We start from the raw sequence: 20423 nt of genomic DNA on the forward strand, positions 1-20423 counted from the left end.
TTACCCTCAATGTCCGGGCGGGCCCGGCGGGCCATAGAGGATCTGGAACATCCAGACGAGGAAACCATAGCCGCCGACGACGCTGACGGCGACGATCGGCCAGATGCCAAAAGCAAGAACGAAGAACGTGATAAGCTCCCGCCGCCGGTTCGATCCGGTCGTTTGCGGTGTCAGTTGTTCCGGGGAGACCTCAGACAAGGGATGCGTCCTCCGATACCATTCACTGCCGTGATAGTAGCACCACACCTTCGAAAATAAAGCAGAAAGACAAGATCCAAAAGAGGCCTCATGACCGAGTAACTTGCCTTATCGGACGTTTTTGCCACTATACAGACATGGCTCAAATCATCGAGCAGAACAGCGAGAATCACGTCAAGTAGATCTCAGCGCCGTCTCTCGGCACGACGACCAAGGGTGATGTTTCCACGCCGGAGATGTCGGACGAAAGCCCCCTCCCTCTCGCGTTGGCGTCGACCAGACACCACTCATCTCGCCAGCCTTGCCGATCGCTTCCGCGGTTGTGTCGAAGCGGCCAGCTCCGCAACACCTGCAAAGCCTACGCCGCAGACCGTCGGGCTTTACATGGCGGCCTGCGCTTCCGGCACTGCTGAAAGGGGCGCCAAGGCCAACTCCGTCTCAACCATCGAGCGGTGCCTCTCCTCGCTACCCTGAAATTATGCCCAGCGCGGCCTCACGCTTGATCCCAAAGACAGGCACATAGCCACAGTGATGGCCGGCACCCGCAACAGCCATGCCAGGCCACTGAGCATCACCGCCATCACCACCCGCATTCCGGAAGAGCGGGCCGCTGTGCTCCTCGACCACCCGCGCCAACGGTCAGGCCGATCGCGGATCTCATTTCAGAGCAGGGATACGTCTAGTTTGGTCGGCCGGGCGGTGAAGCCCGGCCGTCATTGTCTGGCTTACTTGCCGGCGGCCTGCGCGGCGTACATGTAGCTGTCGTAGCTGTATTCGGCGACGCGGAACCATTCGAAGGATTCGTCGCGGAACTTCTTCCAGCTCGGGTAGATCTTCGCCCAGGCCGGGTGCTTCTCGCTATATTCGGCGTAGAGCTCGAAGGTCGCCTTGTAGGCGGCGTCCATCACGTCGCGCGGCATCGGGCGCAGGTTGACGCCCTTGCCGACCAGCGAACGGATCGCCGTCGTGTTCTTCACGTCGTAGAGCGCCTGCATGTTGATGTTGGCGGCCTTGCAGGCGGTGTCGAGCGCGACCTTGTAGGCTTCCGGCAGGGCTTCGTACTGGGCCTTGTTGATGAAGAAGTGGATCGTCAGCCCGCCTTCCCAATAGGCCGGGTAATAGTAGTAGGGCGCGATCTGGTAGAAGCCGAGGCGTTCGTCGTCATAGGGGCCGACCCATTCGGCGGCATCGATGGTGCCACGTTCGAGTGCGGGATAGATGTCGCCGCCCGGAAGCTGCTGCGGCACGACGCCAAGGCGCGACATGACTTCGCCGGCAACGCCGGCAATGCGCATCTTGGTGCCCTTGAGGTCGTCGAGCGACTTGATCTCATTGCGGAACCAGCCGCCCATCTGCGCGCCGGTGCCGCCGCCGGGCTTGCCGACGATGCCGTATTCCGACAGGAACTCGTCATAAAGCTCGTTGCCGCCGCCGTGATACAGCCAGGCATTCTGCTGGCGGGCGTTGAGGCCGAAAGGGATGGTCGAGCCGATCGCGAAGGTCGGGTTCTTGCCGGTAAAGTAGTAGCCGCAGGTATGGGCGATTTCCACCGTGTTGCTCTGCACCGCATCGATCGCCTGCGGGCCGGGCACCAGTTCGCCGGCCTGGAAGACCTGGATCTGGAACTTGCCCTCGGTGATCTTCGACAGCGCTTCGGCCATGACGACGGCGCCGCCATAGATCGTGTCAAGGTTGTTCGGGAAGCCGGATGTCAGGCGCCATTTCAGGGTCGGCAGTTCCTGGGCGATTGCGGGTGCCGCAAGCGATGCGCCGGCAACCGCTGCGGCGCCGCCGAGCGCGCCCTTGGTCAGAAAGTTGCGGCGGTTTAAGGTATCAGTCATCGTTTCCTCCTCAGGTGGCTGCATGGTCCGGCCGGCACGCATGTCCGACCGGGACCGTTGGTTGGTGTCAGTTGGACTGGGCGGGCTGGCCGAAGCTTGGCTGCGGCGAACCGAAGTCGGGCGTCTCCGTTCCGAAGGACGGCGTCGAATTGTCATCGGACGATTCCGGCGCGCCGAAGGGCTGCGTCGGCGTTCCGAACGGGTTTTCACCCTCGGCACCCGGCATCGGCACGTTCAGCTGGATGCTCGCCGGATCGACTGCGGCCGCGCCGGACTTGTAATGGGTGACGAGACCAGGGAACGCCACGACGACGGCCACCATGAACAGCTGGATCCCGAGGAACGGCAGGGCGCCCATGTAGATCTGGCCCGAGGTCACCGGCTGGATCGTCGCGCCGGTCACCCTGTCCTTGTAGGCCCGGTTGGGTGCGACGGAGCGCAGGTAGAACAGCGAGAAGCCGAAGGGCGGGTGCATGAACGAGGTCTGCATGTTGATCGCCAGCATCACGCCGAACCAGATGAGATCGATGCCGAGCGCATCGGCGACCGGCGCCAGAAGCGGGATGATGATGAAGGCCAGCTCGAAATAATCGAGGAAGAAGGCCAGGAAGAACACCAGCAGGTTGGCGACGATGAGGAAGCCGATTTCCCCGCCGGGGATCGAGGTCATCAGGTGCTCGACCCAGATATGGCCGTCGACACCGTAGAACGTCAGCGAGAAGACGCGCGCGCCGAGCAGGATGAAGATCACGAAGGACGACAGTTTTGCCGTCGCATAGAGCGCCGACTTCATCATGGAGAGGTCGAGGCGGCGGTTGCCTGCGGCCAGAGCCAGCGCGCCGACCGCCCCCATGGCGCCGCCTTCGGTGGGTGTCGCAAGGCCGATGAAGATCGTGCCGAGCACCAGGAAGATCAGCACGAGCGGCGGCACCAGCGAGGTGACGACCTTGCGGCCAAGCTTCCAGCCGCGCAGCGTGCGCGCTTCCGGCGGCAGCGCCGGTACGCTTGCGGGCTGCAGGTAGGACATCAGGATGATGTAGGCGGCATAGATGGCGACGAGCATCAGGCCGGGCACCAGCGCGCCCTTGTACATGTCGCCGACCGAACGGCCGAGCTGGTCGGCGAGGATGATCAGCACGAGCGACGGCGGGATGATCTGGGCGAGCGTTCCCGACGCTGCGATCGTGCCGGCCGCCACGCGCCGGTCGTAGCCGTAGCGCAGCATGATCGGCAGCGAGATCAGGCCCATCGAGATGACCGAGGCCGCGACGACGCCGGTGGTGGCCGCAAGGATGGCACCGACGAAGATGACCGCGAAGGCGAGACCGCCGCGGATCGGGCCGAACAGCTGGCCGATCGTGTCGAGCAGATCCTCCGCCATGCCACTTCGTTCGAGAATCAATCCCATGAAGGTGAAGAAGGGAATGGCGAGCAGGGTTTCGTTCGACATCTGCCCGAAGATTCGGTCGGGCACGGCGCCGAAGAGGTTGATCGGCAACAGGCCCATTTCAATGCCGATGAAGCCGAAGACGAAGCCGACGAAGGCCAGTGCGAAGGCGACGGGATAGCCCATCAGCAGCACGACGATCAGCGACAGGAACATGATGGGCGCGAGATTTTCCGCGAAGAAAGCAAACATGGGATCGTGTTCCTGAAATCAGAGCGTCTGGGCTTCGGCATCGGCCAAGGCGACCGCATCGGGCAGGGCGCCCGTGAGGATCGCGATGCGCTTGATCAATTCGGAGACGCCTTGCAGCGTCAGCAGGCCGAAGCCGATGGGGATCAGCGCCCAGACGGGCCACAGAAGCAGGCCGCCGGTGTTGTTGGACACCTCGCCGCTCAGGAACTTCGAAACCACGATCGGCCAGGACAGGTAGATGGTGATCAGGCAGAAGGGGAACAGGAAGAACAGCGTGCCGATGATCTCGACCCAGAGCTGCGCCCTGCGCGGCATGTGGCCATAGACCAGATCGACCTTCACATGCTCGCTGCTCAAAAGCGTGTAGGCGGCCGCGATCAGGAAGACGGCGGAAAACAAGTACCACTGCGCTTCCAGCCAGGCGTTGGAACTCAGGTTGAAGAGTTTTCGCGTGACCGCGTTGACGGCACTGATCAGCACCGCGGCGAGCAGCAGCCACGACACCGATTTTCCAATAAACGTGTTGAGCGCGTCGATGGCGCGCGACAGCGACAAAAGGCCGGACATGATGAATTCCTCCCCAGCCGGCACCTCTCTGCCGACCGTCGCGGAAGTCGTATGGCGTCCTTGTTGGGGGAACAAGACGGCGGAGATCGCCAAATAAAACCGCCTACCCAGTAGTGGGTAGGCGCCGGTCTCAGCCGTCCGCGAGACTAAAACCGTTGTCGATCGCATAGCGGATAAGGCCCGCGGTCGTGGAAATCCCGAGCTTCTTCTTGATGTTCTTGCGATGTGTTTCGACCGTCGCCTCGGAAAGGGAAAGCGACTGAGCGATGTCGCGGTTGCTCTTGCCGGAGGCCAGCAGCATCAGCACGTCGTGCTCGCGGCTGGTCAGCGGATTGGCGGGCTCGCTCGGCCGTCGATCGAGAAGAACGTCGGAAACGCCGGATGAGAAATAGGTCTTTCCCGCCGCAACCGTCTCGATCGCCGTGACGATCTCGTCGGTCGAGACGTCCTTGAGAACATAGCCCGACGCACCGTGCAGGACGGAGGCCGAGATATATTCGCGGCTGTCGTGCATGGAGAGCATCACGATACGACAATCCGGCAGCCTCGCCTTGAACAGCTCGATGGCCTCGATGCCGCTGAGTTTCGGCATGTTGATATCGATCAGCACCACGGCCGGGTTGGTCTTCATCGCGACCTCCAGCCCGCTCAGCGCCAGTCCCGCGGTGCCGACCACCTCGATATGCGGAAAGGTTTCGAGCACGGCACGCAGACCGTCGAGAACCAGCGGATGGTTGTCGATGAGAACAACCTTGATCGGCTTGGCCTCGCTCATGCGGCTTCCGCCCGCTTCTCAGTGTCCGCATTGGCCGAGAGCGGCAGCATCGCGGTCAATACCGTGCCCTCCGACGTGCTCTTGACCAGCAGCACGCCGCCGAAATGCGCCATGCGCTCCTGCATGTTGCGCAGGCCGAGGCCGTTCAGATGCCCGTCCCTGGTCCCGCCCACGCCGTCCTCAAAACCGTTGCCGTTGTCGGTGACCGTCATACGTGCTCGCCCGCGGGCGTTCCAGAGCCTGATCTGCACATCTCGGGCGCCGGAATGACGCTCGATATTGTTGAGCGCTTCCTGCGCCACCCGGTAGAGCGCGGTGCTCGCTTCGGGCTTCAGCCTGTCCTTGCCGGGATCGGCTTCCAGCACGGTCCGAATGCCGGTTCGTTCAGAAAAATGGCTGCTGAGCGCCGTCAGCGCAGCGGTCAGGCCAAGGTCGTCCAGCGCCGGCGGTCTCAGGTCGTGCGACAGCCGACGGACCTCCTTGATCGCGCCGTTGAGGGCGTCCACGCCCTTTTCGATGGCGCTGGAGGCGTCTTCGGTGTGGTTGCGGACCTTCCGGCTTGCGAGGTCGATGGCATAACGCACGCCGACGAGGTTCTGCGATATGCCGTCGTGCAGTTCGCGGGCGAGGCGCGCGCGTTCCTCCTCCTGGGTGTTGATGATCCGCTGGGTCAGGGCCTTCAGCTTGCCGTCCGCCATGCGCCGCTCGCGCAGCGTCACGAGCATGCAGGTGGCGAAGACAACCATCACGGCGGGCACGGCAATGAGCGCGACGACGAGGAAGGTGTGGCCGATCTTCTCCCGCAGGTCCGCCTTCGCCGCCGCCGTCTGGGCGAAGACGTCATCGAGATAGACACCGGTTCCCAGCATCCACTGCCACTTGTCGAGCCCCACGGCGAAGGAGAGCTTGTCGGCCATGGTTGCGGATGACGGCTTTTCCCACTTGTACTGGTACAGGCCGCCACCCTCCTTGGCCTTCCGGATCAGGTTGGCGATCACCTGGTTCCCGTCGGGGTCGGTCAGGTCCATCCAGTTGTGCCCCGGCCGGAAGGCCTGGCGCGGATGCACGACATTGTTGCCATCGTAGTCATAGACGAAGAAATAGCCGTCCTTCCCGTAATCGAGCGACGTCAGGATGCTGCGCACGCGATCCTTGGCCGTCTCGTCGTTCGCATCCGCCGCGGCATAGACCTCCTCGATCGCCGAGCGGGCGAGGTTGGTGAGGTTGAGCAACTCGCTCTCCTTCGCCTTCAGCATGTTGCGCTCGAACGTGTCGATGCTGCTCTGGGCGAGGCTCGTCGCCTGCCAGGTGATGAAGGCGGTGATGGTGAGGATCGCAATGACGAGCGGGACGAGCGCAAGCGCGACGATCTGATGGCGAAGGTTCACTGTAGTCCCCGAAATAGTAGACGCACGGTCCTGGCGACCTGCGAGACCGTCGACGCTACCCCGAGCCGGCGCCGTGCACCAGATGCTCTTTTTCGGTCGGTCTTTCCGCTACGCGTCGATTGGCCTGCCGGTGCAAAGGAGATCATAGACCTCCACGGCCGTCGTCTCGCGTCCATAATCGGCCAATTGGAAGCTCTCTGCGAACCTCGTCGTTTCGGGCTCGCGCGCGTTCAGAGCAGTCAGCGCCGCGAGCATGTCCGGGCTGGCATACATGAATTCCGCCCAGTTTTTCAGGATGAACGCGCGACGCTCTTCCCAGCTCAATGTCGCGATCGTGTCGTTGCGCATACCCCGCTCATAGAGGGCGAACTCGTAGAACTGGCTGGCATGTTCATCGCAGGCTTTGACTTTCTGCTCGATGAACGGGTCCACGCCGACAACGACATCGTGGCGATGCGTACCGATGGCCCAGTGGTCGGTGATCTTGAGGCAGATGGGCGACCTTGCAAGCGCGGGCGTGCCGGGCGCGACATTGGCATTGGCAAAGAACCCGGCAGCCTCGCGCACCGCACGCCCGGCCATGCGGTTGTCGGTATGGCCGGGGCAATCGTCATGGAACGTGATGACGATATCGGCCTGCCAGCGCCGCACCGATGCGATCAGCGCTTTGCGCAGGGCTGCGTCTGGCATCAGTCCGCCGTCGTGAATGTTCAGGATTTCGTAGTCCAGCACGCCCAGATGGCGCGCCGCGGCATAGGCCTCATTCGCCCTCCGGCGGCGCAGGGGCTTGCGTGACACCTGGTGATGCCCCGCATCGCCATTGGTCAGCGACAGATATTTTACCGCTGCACCTGCGCCGGCCAGCCGTGCCGTCGTGCCGCCGGTGTAAAGCTCCGCCTCATCCGGATGCGCGACGACGACGATGACCTTGAGAGGATAAGACATTCCGAAACTCCTGGAAAATGAATGGCGCAAAGGACCGTTCCCGGTTCGCTCGGGTGATCGCTTGATTGATGAGGGGATGTTTATGGTTGCCCGCGTGCGGCGCTGCCCCCGGCAAAAAGACGCTCACGCGCATGGCGCAGCGCCAGCGCGACCGCGCCGTCGCGCGCGCCACTCTCCTTGACGGCGGAAGGGACGATCACCGGCAGGGAAACGATCAGCGGGCGGAGATTTTCGATGACATGCTCGACCAAAGGCGCCCCGGCCGCCCTGCCCATGACGCCGCCCAGCACCACCATCTGTGGATCGAGAATTCCGATCGCACCGGCAAGGCCCGCCGTTACCCGCTGCGCCAGTTCGGAAAAAAAGCCGGACTGTTCATTGGCCTTGGCAGCCCTGCGGATGGCGTCCACGCAATCGGTGCCCGACAAGCCGTATTCGGTGGCCAGCGCCTCGATCGCGGACTGGCTAAGAAGATTCTCAAGCGGCGCGACGCCCCCACGATCGGGCTGCGACCGCGCGACGACGATGCCGCCCAACTCGCCTGCGGCTCCGGTCGTACCGCGCAGCAGCTTGCCATCGATCACCACCCCCGCCCCGACCCCGTCGCCCATCCAGAACAGGATGAAGGACTGAATGCCGCGTGCCACGCCCGAGGACATTTCCTCCAGCGCAGCCAGATTGACGTCATTCTCGATCAGCACATGGCCATGGCCGATCCATTCGCTGATGGCATCGGCGATATGGAAGCCTTCCCAGTTCTGGAGTTGCTGTCCCTTGCGCAGATTGCCGTGTTCGATGTCGACGATTCCCGGCAGGCCCACGACGAACTGGTCGACCGCCCCCGGTTGAACGGAGGCCTGCTCCGTCAGTTCCTCGACAACCTTGAACAGCCTGTCGCGCGCATCGTAGCGCTCATCCGGCTCGCAGGCCCGGTAGGCCGTGGCAATGGTTTTGCCGGTCAAATCTGCCAGTGCGGCATCGATGCCGTGGCGCGTGACATCGATCCCGACGACGTAGCTCGATGTCGGCTCGATCGACCAGAGACCGGCCTTCGGGCCGGACGTGCCGGCCTTTTCACCATCGCGGTAGATCAACCCGGCCGCCTCGAGACGCCTTAGCATTTCGAACATTGCCGGCTTGGAAAGACCGGTGAAGGCTTCGAGTTCCGTGCGCGTGAGAGGGCCTGCCGAGAGAAGCCTTTCCAGAACGGCTTTTTCATTGAGCGTTCGCAACACGCGGGGGCTGCCAGCAAGAACATCCATTTTCACACAAACCGTCTGGTAACTTTCCTAACAGTCTGATACGACTCCCCTGGCGAGCTTGTCAAGGCACCTTCCGGCCTTCGGCGAAACGCCCGACTGAAACCGAAATGCAAGAAATGACTCCGCTTACGGATGTATAGCGGAGGTTTACTCGCGCCTTTGGTTGCAGTAATTGCATACAAAAAAATTATACAAAGTAGCGTTGACATTTCATACATTCCTCATGACACTAAATTGTGAACCGGCGCTGCATCCATAACCGAAGCCAGTTCACCCCGCCCTGCGGGCGAATACAAAAACCGGGAACGTCAAGACAGACAAACTGTCAAACAGGAGGTGAGAATGTTGACTATAAAATCAGCAGCGATAGCGCTTGCGCTCACGACAGCGATGGCGGCCCCCGCAATCGCCGCCACGATGCGCTGGGCGCCTCAGCGCGACATCGTATCCATGGATCCGTATTCGTACGGGGATACGTTCACGCTTTCCGTTCTGAACCACGTCTATGAAGGCCTCGTGCGTTACGACGCGACGCTCCAGATCGAGCCGGCCCTGGCCGAGAAATGGGAGGTCGTCAGCCCGACGGTCTGGCGTTTTCATCTGCGCAAGGGCGTCAAGTTCCATGATGGCGCGGACTTCACCGCCGACGACGTGCTTGCCTCGCTGAAGCGGGTGAGCGACCAGACGTCGCCCCTTCGCGGCAATCTGCCGGCCTATGTGAGTTCGGAAAAGATCGACGACCATACCGTCGATATCCATGTCACGGAAAACTACCCGCTGCTGCTGAACGACCTCACGAACATCCATATCTTCGACCAGGGCTGGCTGGTGACAAACAAGGCCGAGGCGCCCACCGACGTGGCGAAGGGCGTGGAAGGTTACGCGACCAGCCATGCAAACGGCACGGGCCCGTTCAAGTTCGTTTCCCGCAAGCCGGACGTGGAGACCGTTTTCGACGTCAACCCGGAATGGTGGGACAAGCGGCAGCACAATATCGACCGGATCGTCATGACCCCGATCACCTCGCCGGCAACGCGGGTGGCCGCCTTGATCTCCGGCGAGATCGACTTCACGAACCAGGCGCCGCTACAGGACATTCCCCGTCTCAAGGCATCGTCGAACGTCAAGGTGCTCTCGAACAACGAACTGCGCACGATCTTCCTGGTGATGAACCAGTCTCCCAAGGCCTTCGAATCCGATGTCACGGACAAGAACCCGTTGCAGGACATCAAGGTGCGCCAGGCGCTGTATCACGCGATCGATGCCGACGCGATCCAGAAGGTCGTCATGAGCGGCCTGTCGCGCACGACCGGCTCGTTGGTCTCTCCGGCCATTCCCGGCTACGTGCCTGACCTCGACAAACGCCTGAGCTACGATCCCGACAAGGCCAAGGCGCTGCTTGCGGAGGCCGGCTATCCGAACGGCTTCTCGTTCTCCTTCCTGTGCAGGAACACCGAGTTCGTGAACGAGGAGCAGATCTGCCAGGCCGTCACCGCCATGTGGGCGCGCGTCGGCCTTCGGCCCAATCTCAATGTCGGGCCGACGACCATTCAGGACGCCAAGTTCGACACGATGCAGTTCGACGTCGGCACGTTGGGCTGGGCCAACGAGCCGATGCTCGACAGCTATTCCATCCTCGTCCAGGTCGTTCATTCGAAGACCGGCAATGCCGGCGTCTTCAACTGGGGCGCATGGAAGGACACCGAGATCGACGGGCTGATCGACGAGGCCGGCCGCACCATCGACCGCACCGCCCGGCTCGAACTTCAGTCCAAGGCGTTGCAGCGCGCGAATGATCTTTCGATGTTCATTCCCGTTCACCAGCAGCCCATGGCCTGGGCGGTCGGCTCCAACGTCAAGGATGTTCTCCAGCTGTCCGACAACAAGGCGCGCCATTGGCTGACGCACATGGCCGAATAGCACCCTGATCACGCCGCCGCGTGCATGAACGCGGCGGCGTGACCATCATGCAAATCCTATCGGGAAATCACGGATGTTGCTTCTCGTCCTCAAGCGACTGGCCAATGCCGTCGTCGTCCTTCTTTTCGTGGCCCTGCTCGCCTTCACGATCTTCAAGTTCCTTGGCGATCCGGTACAGTTGATGCTCAACCCGCAGGCAACGCAGGAAGAGCGCGATGCCCTCACGCTGCGTCTCGGCCTGAACGATCCGGTACCGGTGCAGTTCGTGAAATTCGTCGCCAACGCCGTCCAGGGCGACTTCGGCATGAGCTACCGCAACCAGCTGCCCGTGATGGGCGTGATTGCGGAGCGGTTTCCCGCGACCTTCGAGCTCGTGATGGTTTCCTCTATCGCCGCCCTGCTCATCGGGCTGCCACTCGGGGTTTTCGCGGCGATCAATGGCGGCTCGGTCATGGTTCGTGTGGCGCATATCATCTCCATGATCGGCGTATCGGTGCCCGCCTTCGTGATCGGCATCCTGCTGATCCTGGCCTTCTCCATCGAACTTCAGGTCCTGCCCGCCTTCGGGCGCGGAGAGGTGGTCGATCTCGGTTTCTGGACGACGGGGCTGCTGACGAGCAGCGGGCGCTACGCCCTGATCATGCCGGCAATCTCGCTGGCGCTGTTCCAGATATCCTTCATCATGCGGCTGGTGACCTCAGAAATGCTTGAAGTCCTACGAACGGATTTCATCCGGTTCGCCCGGGCGCGCGGATTGCGGGCACGCGCCATCTATTTCCGACATGGTCTGCGCAACTGTCTGATGCCCGTGGTGACCATCACGGGCATGCTGATCGGCGACCTCATCGCTTTCGCGCTGGTAACCGAGATCGTCTTCCAGTGGCCGGGAATGGGTTTCCTCTTCGTGCAGTCGGTCCAGTACGTCGATATCCCGGTCATGGCGGCCTATCTCATGATCGTCTGCTGCATCTTCATCCTGATCAATCTCATCACCGACCTGATCTACGTGGTTGTCGATCCGCGCATGGGTTCGACCGCGATGGGAGGCAGCAATGTCCGTTGAACCCGAGGTCGAGCGCGAGACCATGCGCGTTTATTTCGCGCGACTGTGGGATTCCGATCTCGCCTGGAATTTCCGCAACAGCCCGTTGGCCGTGCTGTCGGCAACGGTTCTTTTCGTCATCGCCTTCACGTCGATCTTCGCCGGATGGCTGATGCCGCAGAACCCGTTCGACATCATGCAGCTCTTCCTGGACAAGGCGAACCTCCCGCCCGTCTGGTCGGAAGGTGGGGAGATGCCCTATCTGCTCGGCACCGACATGCAGGGCCGTGACGTTCTTTCGGCCATCGTCTACGGATCCCGCATCTCGCTTGTCATCGGTCTCGCCAGCGTCGCCGTGTCGATGACGATCGGCGTGCTCATCGGACTTCTGGCCGGCTATATCGGCGGCGCGCTGGACAATCTGCTCATGCGGCTTGCCGATGCCGTCATGTCGATCCCCACGCTGCTTGTCGCCATTCTCGTCAGCGCGATCTTCCGCGGGCTCCTGCCGGTGGAATACCGCGACACCTTCGCACCGGCGATCCTCGTACTGGCCCTCTCGCTCACCAGCTGGGTGGTCTACGCGCGCATGGTGCGCGCGGTGACGATGGTCGAGGCGCGCAAGGAATATGTCATGGCCGCCCGCATCATCAACGTGCCGCGGCGACGCATCATCCTCAAGCACATCCTGCCGAACGTCATGACGCCGGCTCTGGTCACCGGCACGCTCAATCTCGGGCTGGCGATCCTGGCGGAGGCGACGCTGTCGTTTCTCGGCGTCGGCATGCCCAGCGCACAGCCGTCGCTTGGAACGCTGATCCGGCTGGGAAACGAGTACTTCTTCTCAGGCACCTGGTGGATCGTGCTGTTCCCCGCCCTTCAACTGACGCTGATCATTCTCGCCGTCAACCTGCTCGGCGACTGGCTGCGCGACGCCCTCAATCCGAAATTGAAATAGGCTGAACATGTTCGATCTCGTACTTTCTAACGTCCGCGTGGACAAGACGATCACCGACGTCGGCATCAGTAACGGCCGCATTGCGGCCATCGCGCCGGGGCTGGACCGGACCGGCGCCGCCGTCGAGGAATGCGATAGCGCGCTCCTGCTGCCCGGCCTCGTCGAGGCGCATACCCATCTCGACAAGACGCTTCTCGGCATGGACTGGGTGGAAAACAAACTCGGCCCGGAAATCCGCGAAAAGATCGACAACGAGCGGCAGATGAAGCGGGTCATAGGTCTCGATGCCGCACGGCAGTCCGCCCGGCAGGTGGTCATGTCCATCGCCAAGGGATCGACGGCAATCCGCAGCCATGTCGATATCGACACCGAGAACGGGCTTGCAGACTTCGAAGGCGTGAGCGCCACGCGCAACCGATACAGCGATGTCATCGACATCGATATCGTCGCCTTCCCGCAATCGGGCCTCGTGAGCCGCAAGGGCACGGCCGAACTGATGGAGGAAGCCCTCCGGCAGGGTGCGGACGTGGTGGGAGGGCTCGATCCGTGCTCGATCGATCACGACCCGAAAGGGCATCTCGATCTGGTGTTCGACCTGGCGGTCAAACACGCAAAGCCCATCGACATCCATCTGCATGAACCGGGCGAACTCGGCATGTTCTCGTTCCGGATGATCCTGGAGCGCACGCGGGCGCACGGTCTTTCCGGCAAGGTCACCGTCAGCCACGCTTTTGCGCTCGGTGCAAACGACTATCTCGGCATTTCCCGCCTGCTCGACGAGATCGCCGCGGCCGGCGTCGCGCTGATGTCGACCGGCCCCTCCATGGTTCCCGTGCCGCCGCTCATCCGGGCGCTGGACGCCGGCATCACGGTGTGTTCGGGCACGGATGGCATGCGCGATCTCTGGGCGCCCTTCGGCAATGCCGATATGCTGGAACGTGCGCAAATTCTTAGCCAGCGCAACAATCTGAGCCAGGATATCGAGATCGAGCGGGCCTTCGACGTGTGCACCCACGGCGGTGCGAAGGTCATGGGGTTGGTCGATTACGGCCTGGCCGTCGGCGCCTTCGCGGACCTCGTGGTCGTCGCTGGCCGCAACGTCACGGAAGCCGTCGTTACCCTTCCGCCGCGAAAGCTGGTGCTGAAACGCGGTCGCGTGGTGGCGCGCGACGGCAGGGCCCTGGTGGAGGCGCCTTGATGCTTGTCGATCTCGAAAGGCCAGGCAGCAATCCCATGACCAACGCATTGACGGACCGACCCGATCCCTCCCCCCTTCTCAGCGTGCGCGATCTCAGCATCGACTTCGTCACGCGACGCGGCAGCGTGCGCGCACTGGATCGCGTCAGTTTCGACATGGTACCGGGCGAAATACTCGGTTTGGTCGGAGAATCGGGCGCCGGCAAATCCTTGTCGGGCAATGCCATCATTGGCCTGATCGACCCACCCGGACGGATCGCCGAGGGCCAGATCTCGCTCGACGGCCGGCGCATCGACACGCTCGCGCCGCGCGACATGCGCAAGCTGCGGGGCCGCTCGATCGCGGCCATCTTCCAGGATCCGCTGACCTCGCTCGATCCGCTCATGCGCATCGGCGACCAGATCACCGAAACCATCCTCACACATCTGCCGGTGAGCCGCCGTCAGGCGCGGCAGCGCGCGCTCGACCTTATGCGTGCGGTGGGCATTCCGGCACCGGACGTCCGCATCGATCACTATCCGCACCAGTTCTCGGGCGGCATGCGCCAGCGCGTCGTGATCGCCCTGGCACTTTGCGCCGATCCCAAGCTGATCATCGCGGACGAGCCGACGACCGCGCTGGATGTATCGATCCAGGCCCAGATCCTGTCGTTGCTGAAGACCATGTGCCGCGAGCACCAGACGGCGATCCTGCTGGTCACGCACGACATGGGCGTCATCGCGGAAGCCGCGGACCGCGTCGCGGTCATGTATGCCGGGCGTCTGGTGGAAATCGGCCCGGTCGAAGAGGTGCTGAGGGCACCCAAGCATGTCTACACCGCCGGATTGATCGGCTCGATCCCCAGCCTCAATCGTCGGCGCGAGCGGCTGGTGCAGATCGATGGCGCCATGCCGCGGCCGGGTTCGGTCCCGTCCGGCTGTCCCTTCGCACCCCGCTGCCCGAAACGCATCGACAAATGCGCCGAGCGCCCGGAACTCTTGCCCATCGGCAACAGCCATGCGGCCTGCTGGCGCGCAGGAGAAGGACATTCCTATGCATGACGACATCGCCCTGCAGGCCTCGGACCTGGCCCTCTGGTTCGATGCGTCGGAACCGTGGCTGGTCCGCACGCTGAAGCGAAAGCCGAAGCGCACCCTGAAGGCGGTCGACGGCGTCAGTTTTGCAGTTCCGCGCGGCAGCACATTCGCGATCGTCGGGGAAAGCGGCTGCGGCAAGTCCACCATCGCGCGCCTTGCGGTCGGGCTGTACACGCCGACCAACGGCAACCTGACCTATTCCGGCGGCGCAGGCTCGGGCGGCCGCATGCGCGTCCAGATGATCTTCCAGGATCCCTATGCGAGCCTCAACCCGCGCTGGCGAGTCAAGGACATCATCGCCGAGCCCATCCGCGAGCTCGGCCTCAGAAAGGGCGCCGCGATCGGAAAACGCGTCGACGAGCTGCTCGGTCTTGTGGGATTGATGCGCGGCGACGGAGAAAAATATCCGCACGCGTTTTCGGGCGGCCAGCGGCAGCGCATTTCCATTGCAAGAGCGCTCGCGACGGAGCCGGAATTCCTGGTCTGCGACGAGCCCACCTCGGCGCTCGATGTCTCCGTCCAGGCGCAGATCCTGAACCTGATGAAGGAAATCCAGAGCCAGTTTCACCTCACCTATATGCTGATCAGCCACAATCTCGCCGTGGTGCGGCATGCCTCCGACCATATCGCCGTGATGTATCTGGGCGGCATTGTGGAGCAGGCGCCGACCGAGCAGTTGTTCCGCAATCCGCGCCATCCCTATACCCGGCTGCTGATCGACACGATCCCCGATCTTGAGGCGCCGAACCGGCAACGCAAACAGCTCGCCGGCGAGGTCCCAAGCCCCCTCGCCCCTCCCTCGGGATGCCGTTTCCACCCCCGCTGCCCGCAGGCCCAGGACATCTGCAAGCGGATCGCGCCCGCGCTGGAAGAGCAGAACGGCCGCCGGGTGGCCTGCCATTTCCCGCTACAGCCGGCAACGCCCTGACCTCATCGAAGGAGCATGAACATGAATGAGCAGACCGGTCGCACCATGCTTTCGGCACGCTGGATCGTCGGACACGCCGAGGGTCGCCACACGCTCGTGCACCGCGGCGAGATTGTCTTCGAGCGCGGCCAGGTGATCTTCGTGGGTCATGGTTTTCCCGGTGTGGTGGCGCGCCGCATCGACTATGGCGAGGCGCTGATCGCGCCGGGCATGATCGACCTCGATGCCCTGTCGGACCTGGACACCACGGTTTTTTCCTATGACAACCACCCGGAATGGAAAAAGGGCCGGACCTGGCCGCAAAGCTACATGGACCGCGGTCCCTATGAAATGTATTCGCAGGACGAGCTCGCATTCCAGAAGCGCTATGCCTTTGCGCGACTGATCCGCAACGGCATCACCACCGCATTGCCGATCGCCTCCCTTTACTACAGGGAATGGGGCGAGACCTATGCCGAGTTTGCCGCCGCGGCTGCTGCTGCCGAAGACCTCGGAATGCGCGTTTATCTCGGACCCGCCTATCGAACCGGCAATCCTGTCGTGGCCGACAATGGCGCCGTCTCCCTGTTCTTCGACGAGGAGCGGGGTCTTCAGGGTCTCGCCGACGCGGTGCGGTTCTGCAAGGATTTCGAGGGCAAGGCCTTCGGTCGTGTTCGAACCATGCTTGCCCCGGATCGCATAGAGACCTGCACCGAAACGCTGCTCTCGCAAACGGCTCTCGCGGGTTCGGAGCTTGCGGTTCCGGTCCGGCTTCATTGCAACCAGGGTCGCTTCGAGCGGGATACGGTTCGGCACCTGCACGGCAAGACCTCCGTCGAATGGCTGGACAGTCTCGGCTTCCTGAACCACCGCACGCTTCTGCCGCATGGCACCTATGTCAGCCCGTCCCGCAACATGGACGAGGCCGGCCATGATCTCGATATCATCCGGGACCGCGGATCGGTCATCGTGCACTGCCCGCTCGTGGCGGCCCGTCACGGAGACGCACTTGCGACATTTTCCAGCTTCCGCGGAAAGGACATCAGGCTGGCGCTCGGCACCGATACCGCGCCGCCGGATATGGTTTTGAACATGCAGGTCGGCATGCTGGTCAACCGCGTGCTCGACCGCAGCGTGACGACGGTGCGGTCGGAAGACTATTTCGACGCCGCAACGGTGGGCGGCGCCGATGCGCTCGGCCGGCCCGACCTAGGGCGGCTGCAACCCGGCGCCCGGGCGGATATCGTCGTATTCGATCTGTCGACCCCCGATGTCGGCCCGGTGATCGACCCGATCCAGACGCTGATGCTCACCGGCAGCGGCCGCGACGTCAGAAGCGTCTTCATCGATGGAAGACCGGTCATGGAGGACCGCGTCATCCCGGGCGTCGATTTCGACGCCTATGGACGCCAGGCTCAAAGGCAGTTCGATGCCATGACGGCCAAATATCCCGACCGCACCGTGCATCACCCGCCCATATCGGAGATTTTCTCGTCGGCCTATCCTCTTGTTGAATCGCACTCACCCGTTAGCGGATATGCGAAAATTCGCCATGATACGTGTTGACGCCAACGACCACGACTTCCATCTCGCGCTGATCGCCAATTGCGGCTCGTCGTGGCTCGTGCAGTTCTGCGAAGTGCTGATGGACCACGCGCAACGCTGCGTCTTCATATCGGCAAGTGCCGCCTATCCCCGCCGCAGCGGCCAGGATGAACACAAGCGCATCGCCGATGCCGCCCTCAACGGACATGTCGGCGAAGCCAAACAATTGCTCGTCGCGCACTATATGCGGACACTCGAATACATCGAATCCGAAAGGGCCAGCTGACCTTTGAACGACATCGCGGCGGGATTACAGAAGCGCGCGCTTCAGCAAGGCCTCCAGCCAGTCCGCGAAAATCTGAAGCCGGCGGGAGAGATGCTGGCGATGCGGGTAGAGCAAGGTCATCGGCATCGCCGCCGCCCGGTGATCCGGCATCACCTCGACGAGTTCGCCCGCATCGAGGTGGCTCCTCACGTCATAGGCCGGGATCTGGATGAGCCCGAGGCCGGCAAGGCAGCAGGCGATATAGGCTTCGGCGCTGTTGACCGTAGCGCGGGCGCGCGTCGGCACCGTCCGCACCGCACCGTCCTCGATCCACTCCCAATCCTCGACGCGCCCGGTCGAGGGCGAGGCGTAATTGACGGCAAGATGAGCAGCGAGATCGGCAGGCGAACCGGGCGTGCCATAGGCGGCGAGATAGGCGGGGCTCGCGACATTGATCAGCGCGAGGTCGCCGATCTTGCGGGCGACAAGGCCTGAATCGCTCAGCAGCCCGACACGCAGGACGCAATCGACACTCTCCTCGACCAGGTTGACCGCACGATCGGTGACACGCAGTTCGATGTCGAGTTGCGGGTAGCGCGCCAGAAATTCAGGGAGCGCGGGCGCGATGATGAGGCGGCCGATCCGGCCGGGCACGTCGATGCGGAGTTTTCCGGAAAGTCCGACTGCCGTCTGGCGGAACAGGCCTTCCGTCTCCTCGACATCGGCGATCAGCCGCAGGCAACGCTCGTAGAACGCGGCCCCGTCCTGGGTCGGCGAGACCTTTCGGGTGGTGCGATGAAGCAGCCGGGCACCGACGCGGCTTTCGAGGTCGATGACCGCAGCCGATACCGACGAACGCGGAAGCCCGAGCGTATCTGCGGCGCGGGTAAAGCTCGCGCATTCGACGACGCGGCAGAAGGTGCGGAAGAGATCGATACGGTCCAAGCGCCAGCGCTCTCCTGATTGTGCGGAATTCCTGACAAGTGATGTCAGAACGGCAAGCTTTATAGGCTCAGCTTAGACGATATGGTGCTTCTCAGGAAGTGGCCGTGATCGCGGTCGCTCCGTAGTGCCAAGGAGACCAACGACAATGACCGATCACAGCATCAAAGGAAAAACCGTTCTCATCGCGGGCGGCGCGAAAAATCTTGGCGGCCTGATTGCGCGCGACCTCGCGCAGCAGGGCGCGAAGGCCGTCGCCGTCCATTACAATACCAGCGCAACGAAGCCGGCCGCCGATGAGACTGTCGCCGCGATCAAGGCGGCGGGCGCCGACGCCTTCGCCTTCCAGGGCGACCTCACCGCCGCCGGCGCCGTCGAGACGTTGTTTGCCGACGCAAAGGCCGCGATGAGCAGCATCGACATTGCCATCAACACGGTTGGCAAGGTGCTGAAGAAGCCGATCGTCGAGATTTCGGAAGCCGAATATGACGAGATGACGGGGGTGAACTCGAAGAGCGCCTTCTTCTTCCTCAAGGAGGCCGGCAAACAGGTCAGCGACAACGGCAAGGTCTGCACGCTGGTGACCTCGCTACTCGGCGCCTTCACGCCTTTCTACGCCGCCTATGCCGGCACCAAGGCGCCGGTGGAACATTTCACCCGGGCGGCATCGAAGGAATTCGGCGAGCGCGGCATTTCGGTGACGGCGATCGGCCCGGGTCCGATGGACACGTCCTTCTTCTATCCGGCCGAGGGCGCCGATGCGGTCGCCTATCACAAGACGGCGGCAGCCCTTTCCGGCTTCTCCAAGACCGGGCTGACCGACATCGAAGACATCGTGCCCTTCATCCGCTTCCTCGTCTCGGACGGCTGGTGGATGACCGGCCAGACCATTCTTGTCAACGGCGGCTATACGACGAAGTAAGCATCCAAGCGGCCGGGGCAATCCCCCGGCCGCAGCCTTCTCGTCTCCATCAAACGCGCTGTCTTAGACCGCCTTACGTTTAGCAGCGATCGATATAGCGACGGCCATACTGGTCGCGGTAATAGCACCTTCCGGGCTGGCCCGCGACATTGCCGATCAGAGCGCCAGCGACACCACCGACCGCCGCGCCAACCGCGGCACCGCGCACATTGCCCGTCGCAACGCCGCCTATGACCGCGCCCGTGGCGGCACCCACGCCTGCGCCCTGCTCGGTCGCCGTGCACGCGGCCAACGACAGCGCGATGCAGCTAAGGATGATGATTTTCTTCATTTTGACCTCCCGGTTTCGACGGGGGTCTAACCCTTTTGTCGTGGGAAAGTTCCACTGGGCGATACCATTCGGGCTGCGTAGCCGCTCGACAGAAGGCGGGTTTGTTATGGCGGCCCAGACTTGACTCTTGTTGCAGCGCGAATGACAAATGCCGTCCGCAAGCTGGAGCACACAATGGCAGACGAACCGAACCTCGACGCAAGCACCCCAACGGTTGAGGCGACCCCGACCGAAACCAGGAAGCGTCGGTCTCCGGCAAAGCGCAAGGATGCGGCAGAAGCGGTCGCGAAAAAGGCCGCAGGCGAGACGTCCGCTGTCTCGTCACCAAAGTCGCGCCGGCACACCGAAAGCGAGAAAGCGGAAAAGGTTGCCGAAATCGAGCGCCGCCTTCGTGAGGGATCGACGTTGAAGGCTGCTGCCAAGGACGCCGGAATTTCGGACCAGACCTTCTATCAATGGAAACGCGCGACGCCGTCTTCGGGCGTGCAGGCCGCCGTGTCCGCGCCCGAAAAGGACGGCCTGGCGGATCTGGTGGAGCTCGAAGCGGAAAACGTCCGCCTGCGGGGCCTGCTTGCCGAAAAGCTGCGCACTGAGAATACCGCGCTGCGCAAGAAGCTCGGATTGGCTTGAACCGCTCCTCGTCGGATAGATTGTATAATAGACGCGACTGATGTATGCGGCACCAAGCCTTGCGACGTGCGG

20 protein-coding genes and 1 pseudogene are annotated in these 20423 nt (G+C 62.8%); 11 read left to right on the top strand and 10 right to left on the bottom strand.

The window, feature by feature from the left end; all coding sequences use genetic code 11:
* Window positions 1-6: 6 nt before the first annotated feature.
* Entirely contained in the window at window positions 7-174 is a 168-nt protein-coding gene (gene napE, locus VGN93_RS26420) for a periplasmic nitrate reductase, NapE protein (protein ID WP_414714182.1), read from the bottom strand.
* A gap of 260 nt (window positions 175-434) precedes the next feature.
* On the opposite strand from napE, the pseudogene VGN93_RS26425 reads away from it, so the two are divergent.
* Window positions 435-762: pseudogene (locus VGN93_RS26425) on the top strand (integrase); the annotation flags it as partial.
* A 161-nt stretch (window positions 763-923) separates the two neighbouring features.
* Here the strand turns inward: VGN93_RS26425 and VGN93_RS26430 are convergent.
* The 7 genes from VGN93_RS26430 to VGN93_RS26460 all read right to left on the bottom strand — a co-directional run bounded on the left by VGN93_RS26430 (window position 924) and on the right by VGN93_RS26460 (window position 8615).
* Window positions 924-2039: a TRAP transporter substrate-binding protein gene (locus VGN93_RS26430; RefSeq protein ID WP_327509937.1), complete on the bottom strand. Its 1116-nt coding sequence runs from the start codon at window positions 2037-2039 to the stop codon at window positions 924-926.
* 67 nt (window positions 2040-2106) lie between these two features.
* A complete protein-coding gene (locus VGN93_RS26435) occupies window positions 2107-3678 on the bottom strand; it encodes a TRAP transporter large permease subunit (RefSeq protein ID WP_327509939.1) in 1572 nt (523 codons plus the stop codon).
* An 18-nt stretch (window positions 3679-3696) separates the two neighbouring features.
* Window positions 3697-4245 carry a TRAP transporter small permease subunit gene (locus VGN93_RS26440; protein ID WP_327509940.1) on the bottom strand — a complete coding sequence of 183 codons (549 nt, stop codon included), beginning with the start codon at window positions 4243-4245 and terminating at the stop codon, window positions 3697-3699.
* A gap of 130 nt (window positions 4246-4375) precedes the next feature.
* On the bottom strand, window positions 4376-5020 hold the full coding sequence (locus VGN93_RS26445) for a response regulator transcription factor (RefSeq protein WP_327509941.1): 645 nt from the start codon (window positions 5018-5020) through the stop codon (window positions 4376-4378).
* Window positions 5017-6408 (bottom strand): cache domain-containing protein, encoded by a 1392-nt coding sequence (locus VGN93_RS26450; RefSeq protein WP_327509942.1) that lies wholly within the window; start codon window positions 6406-6408, stop codon window positions 5017-5019. Before VGN93_RS26450 ends, VGN93_RS26445 begins: the two co-directional genes overlap by 4 nt.
* A 108-nt stretch (window positions 6409-6516) precedes the next feature.
* Complete coding sequence (locus VGN93_RS26455; protein WP_327509943.1) at window positions 6517-7383, bottom strand: PIG-L family deacetylase; 867 nt, start codon at window positions 7381-7383, stop codon at window positions 6517-6519.
* Between the two features lie 50 nt (window positions 7384-7433).
* Window positions 7434-8615: an ROK family transcriptional regulator gene (locus VGN93_RS26460; RefSeq protein ID WP_327509944.1), complete on the bottom strand. Its 1182-nt coding sequence runs from the start codon at window positions 8613-8615 to the stop codon at window positions 7434-7436.
* Between the two features lie 342 nt (window positions 8616-8957).
* Here VGN93_RS26460 and VGN93_RS26465 point away from each other — a divergent pair, with 342 nt between their 5' ends.
* The 8 genes from VGN93_RS26465 to VGN93_RS26500 all read left to right on the top strand — a co-directional run bounded on the left by VGN93_RS26465 (window position 8958) and on the right by VGN93_RS26500 (window position 17547).
* A complete protein-coding gene (locus VGN93_RS26465; RefSeq protein WP_414714177.1) occupies window positions 8958-10535 on the top strand; it encodes an ABC transporter substrate-binding protein in 1578 nt (525 codons plus the stop codon).
* Window positions 10536-10608: 73 nt separating this feature from the next.
* Entirely contained in the window at window positions 10609-11598 is a 990-nt protein-coding gene (locus tag VGN93_RS26470) for an ABC transporter permease (protein ID WP_319313566.1), read from the top strand.
* Complete coding sequence (locus VGN93_RS26475; RefSeq protein WP_319313564.1) at window positions 11588-12535, top strand: ABC transporter permease; 948 nt, start codon at window positions 11588-11590, stop codon at window positions 12533-12535. Before VGN93_RS26470 ends, VGN93_RS26475 begins: the two co-directional genes overlap by 11 nt.
* Before the next feature lie 7 nt (window positions 12536-12542).
* A complete protein-coding gene (locus tag VGN93_RS26480; protein WP_327509945.1) occupies window positions 12543-13733 on the top strand; it encodes an amidohydrolase family protein in 1191 nt (396 codons plus the stop codon).
* A 35-nt stretch (window positions 13734-13768) separates the two neighbouring features.
* Window positions 13769-14773: an ABC transporter ATP-binding protein gene (locus tag VGN93_RS26485; protein ID WP_327509946.1), complete on the top strand. Its 1005-nt coding sequence runs from the start codon at window positions 13769-13771 to the stop codon at window positions 14771-14773.
* Window positions 14766-15737: an oligopeptide/dipeptide ABC transporter ATP-binding protein gene (locus VGN93_RS26490; protein WP_327509947.1), complete on the top strand. Its 972-nt coding sequence runs from the start codon at window positions 14766-14768 to the stop codon at window positions 15735-15737. The genes VGN93_RS26485 and VGN93_RS26490 overlap by 8 nt, the downstream gene beginning before the upstream one ends.
* Before the next feature lie 21 nt (window positions 15738-15758).
* Window positions 15759-17282 carry an amidohydrolase family protein gene (locus VGN93_RS26495; RefSeq protein WP_327509948.1) on the top strand — a complete coding sequence of 508 codons (1524 nt, stop codon included), beginning with the start codon at window positions 15759-15761 and terminating at the stop codon, window positions 17280-17282.
* On the top strand, window positions 17269-17547 hold the full coding sequence (locus tag VGN93_RS26500) for an FCD domain-containing protein (protein ID WP_327509949.1): 279 nt from the start codon (window positions 17269-17271) through the stop codon (window positions 17545-17547). Before VGN93_RS26495 ends, VGN93_RS26500 begins: the two co-directional genes overlap by 14 nt.
* A gap of 24 nt (window positions 17548-17571) precedes the next feature.
* On the opposite strand, the gene VGN93_RS26505 is transcribed toward VGN93_RS26500, so the two are convergent.
* A complete protein-coding gene (locus VGN93_RS26505) occupies window positions 17572-18471 on the bottom strand; it encodes a LysR family transcriptional regulator (RefSeq protein WP_327509950.1) in 900 nt (299 codons plus the stop codon).
* A 145-nt stretch (window positions 18472-18616) separates the two neighbouring features.
* Between VGN93_RS26505 and VGN93_RS26510 the strand changes: the two genes are divergently transcribed.
* Complete coding sequence (locus tag VGN93_RS26510) at window positions 18617-19390, top strand: SDR family oxidoreductase (RefSeq protein ID WP_327509951.1); 774 nt, start codon at window positions 18617-18619, stop codon at window positions 19388-19390.
* 79 nt (window positions 19391-19469) lie between these two features.
* On the opposite strand, the gene VGN93_RS26515 is transcribed toward VGN93_RS26510, so the two are convergent.
* On the bottom strand, window positions 19470-19721 hold the full coding sequence (locus tag VGN93_RS26515) for a glycine zipper domain-containing protein (protein WP_319313550.1): 252 nt from the start codon (window positions 19719-19721) through the stop codon (window positions 19470-19472).
* 174 nt (window positions 19722-19895) lie between these two features.
* Between VGN93_RS26515 and VGN93_RS26520 the strand changes: the two genes are divergently transcribed.
* Complete coding sequence (locus VGN93_RS26520; RefSeq protein ID WP_327509952.1) at window positions 19896-20351, top strand: transposase; 456 nt, start codon at window positions 19896-19898, stop codon at window positions 20349-20351.
* The last annotated feature ends 72 nt before the right edge of the window (window positions 20352-20423 follow it).

The sequence above is a fragment of the Shinella sp. genome (assembly GCF_035998705.1).
Taxonomy (GTDB): Bacteria; Pseudomonadota; Alphaproteobacteria; order Rhizobiales; family Rhizobiaceae; genus Shinella.

Excerpts from the sequence above, each read along its gene's own strand:
- VGN93_RS26465 (WP_414714177.1), top strand. The coding sequence starts at position 8,958 with ATGTTGACTATAAAATCAGCAGCGATAGCGCTTGCGCTCACGACAGCG.
- VGN93_RS26430 (WP_327509937.1), bottom strand. The coding sequence starts at position 2,039 with ATGACTGATACCTTAAACCGCCGCAACTTTCTGACCAAGGGCGCGCTC.
- VGN93_RS26460 (WP_327509944.1), bottom strand. The coding sequence starts at position 8,615 with ATGGATGTTCTTGCTGGCAGCCCCCGCGTGTTGCGAACGCTCAATGAA.
- VGN93_RS26515 (WP_319313550.1), bottom strand. The coding sequence starts at position 19,721 with ATGAAGAAAATCATCATCCTTAGCTGCATCGCGCTGTCGTTGGCCGCG.
- VGN93_RS26485 (WP_327509946.1), top strand. The coding sequence starts at position 13,769 with ATGACCAACGCATTGACGGACCGACCCGATCCCTCCCCCCTTCTCAGC.
- VGN93_RS26470 (WP_319313566.1), top strand. The coding sequence starts at position 10,609 with ATGTTGCTTCTCGTCCTCAAGCGACTGGCCAATGCCGTCGTCGTCCTT.
- VGN93_RS26445 (WP_327509941.1), bottom strand. The coding sequence starts at position 5,020 with ATGAGCGAGGCCAAGCCGATCAAGGTTGTTCTCATCGACAACCATCCG.
- VGN93_RS26490 (WP_327509947.1), top strand. The coding sequence starts at position 14,766 with ATGCATGACGACATCGCCCTGCAGGCCTCGGACCTGGCCCTCTGGTTC.
- VGN93_RS26480 (WP_327509945.1), top strand. The coding sequence starts at position 12,543 with ATGTTCGATCTCGTACTTTCTAACGTCCGCGTGGACAAGACGATCACC.
- VGN93_RS26475 (WP_319313564.1), top strand. The coding sequence starts at position 11,588 with ATGTCCGTTGAACCCGAGGTCGAGCGCGAGACCATGCGCGTTTATTTC.
- VGN93_RS26520 (WP_327509952.1), top strand. The coding sequence starts at position 19,896 with ATGGCAGACGAACCGAACCTCGACGCAAGCACCCCAACGGTTGAGGCG.
- VGN93_RS26500 (WP_327509949.1), top strand. The coding sequence starts at position 17,269 with ATGATACGTGTTGACGCCAACGACCACGACTTCCATCTCGCGCTGATC.
- VGN93_RS26435 (WP_327509939.1), bottom strand. The coding sequence starts at position 3,678 with ATGTTTGCTTTCTTCGCGGAAAATCTCGCGCCCATCATGTTCCTGTCG.
- VGN93_RS26495 (WP_327509948.1), top strand. The coding sequence starts at position 15,759 with ATGAATGAGCAGACCGGTCGCACCATGCTTTCGGCACGCTGGATCGTC.
- VGN93_RS26510 (WP_327509951.1), top strand. The coding sequence starts at position 18,617 with ATGACCGATCACAGCATCAAAGGAAAAACCGTTCTCATCGCGGGCGGC.
- VGN93_RS26440 (WP_327509940.1), bottom strand. The coding sequence starts at position 4,245 with ATGTCCGGCCTTTTGTCGCTGTCGCGCGCCATCGACGCGCTCAACACG.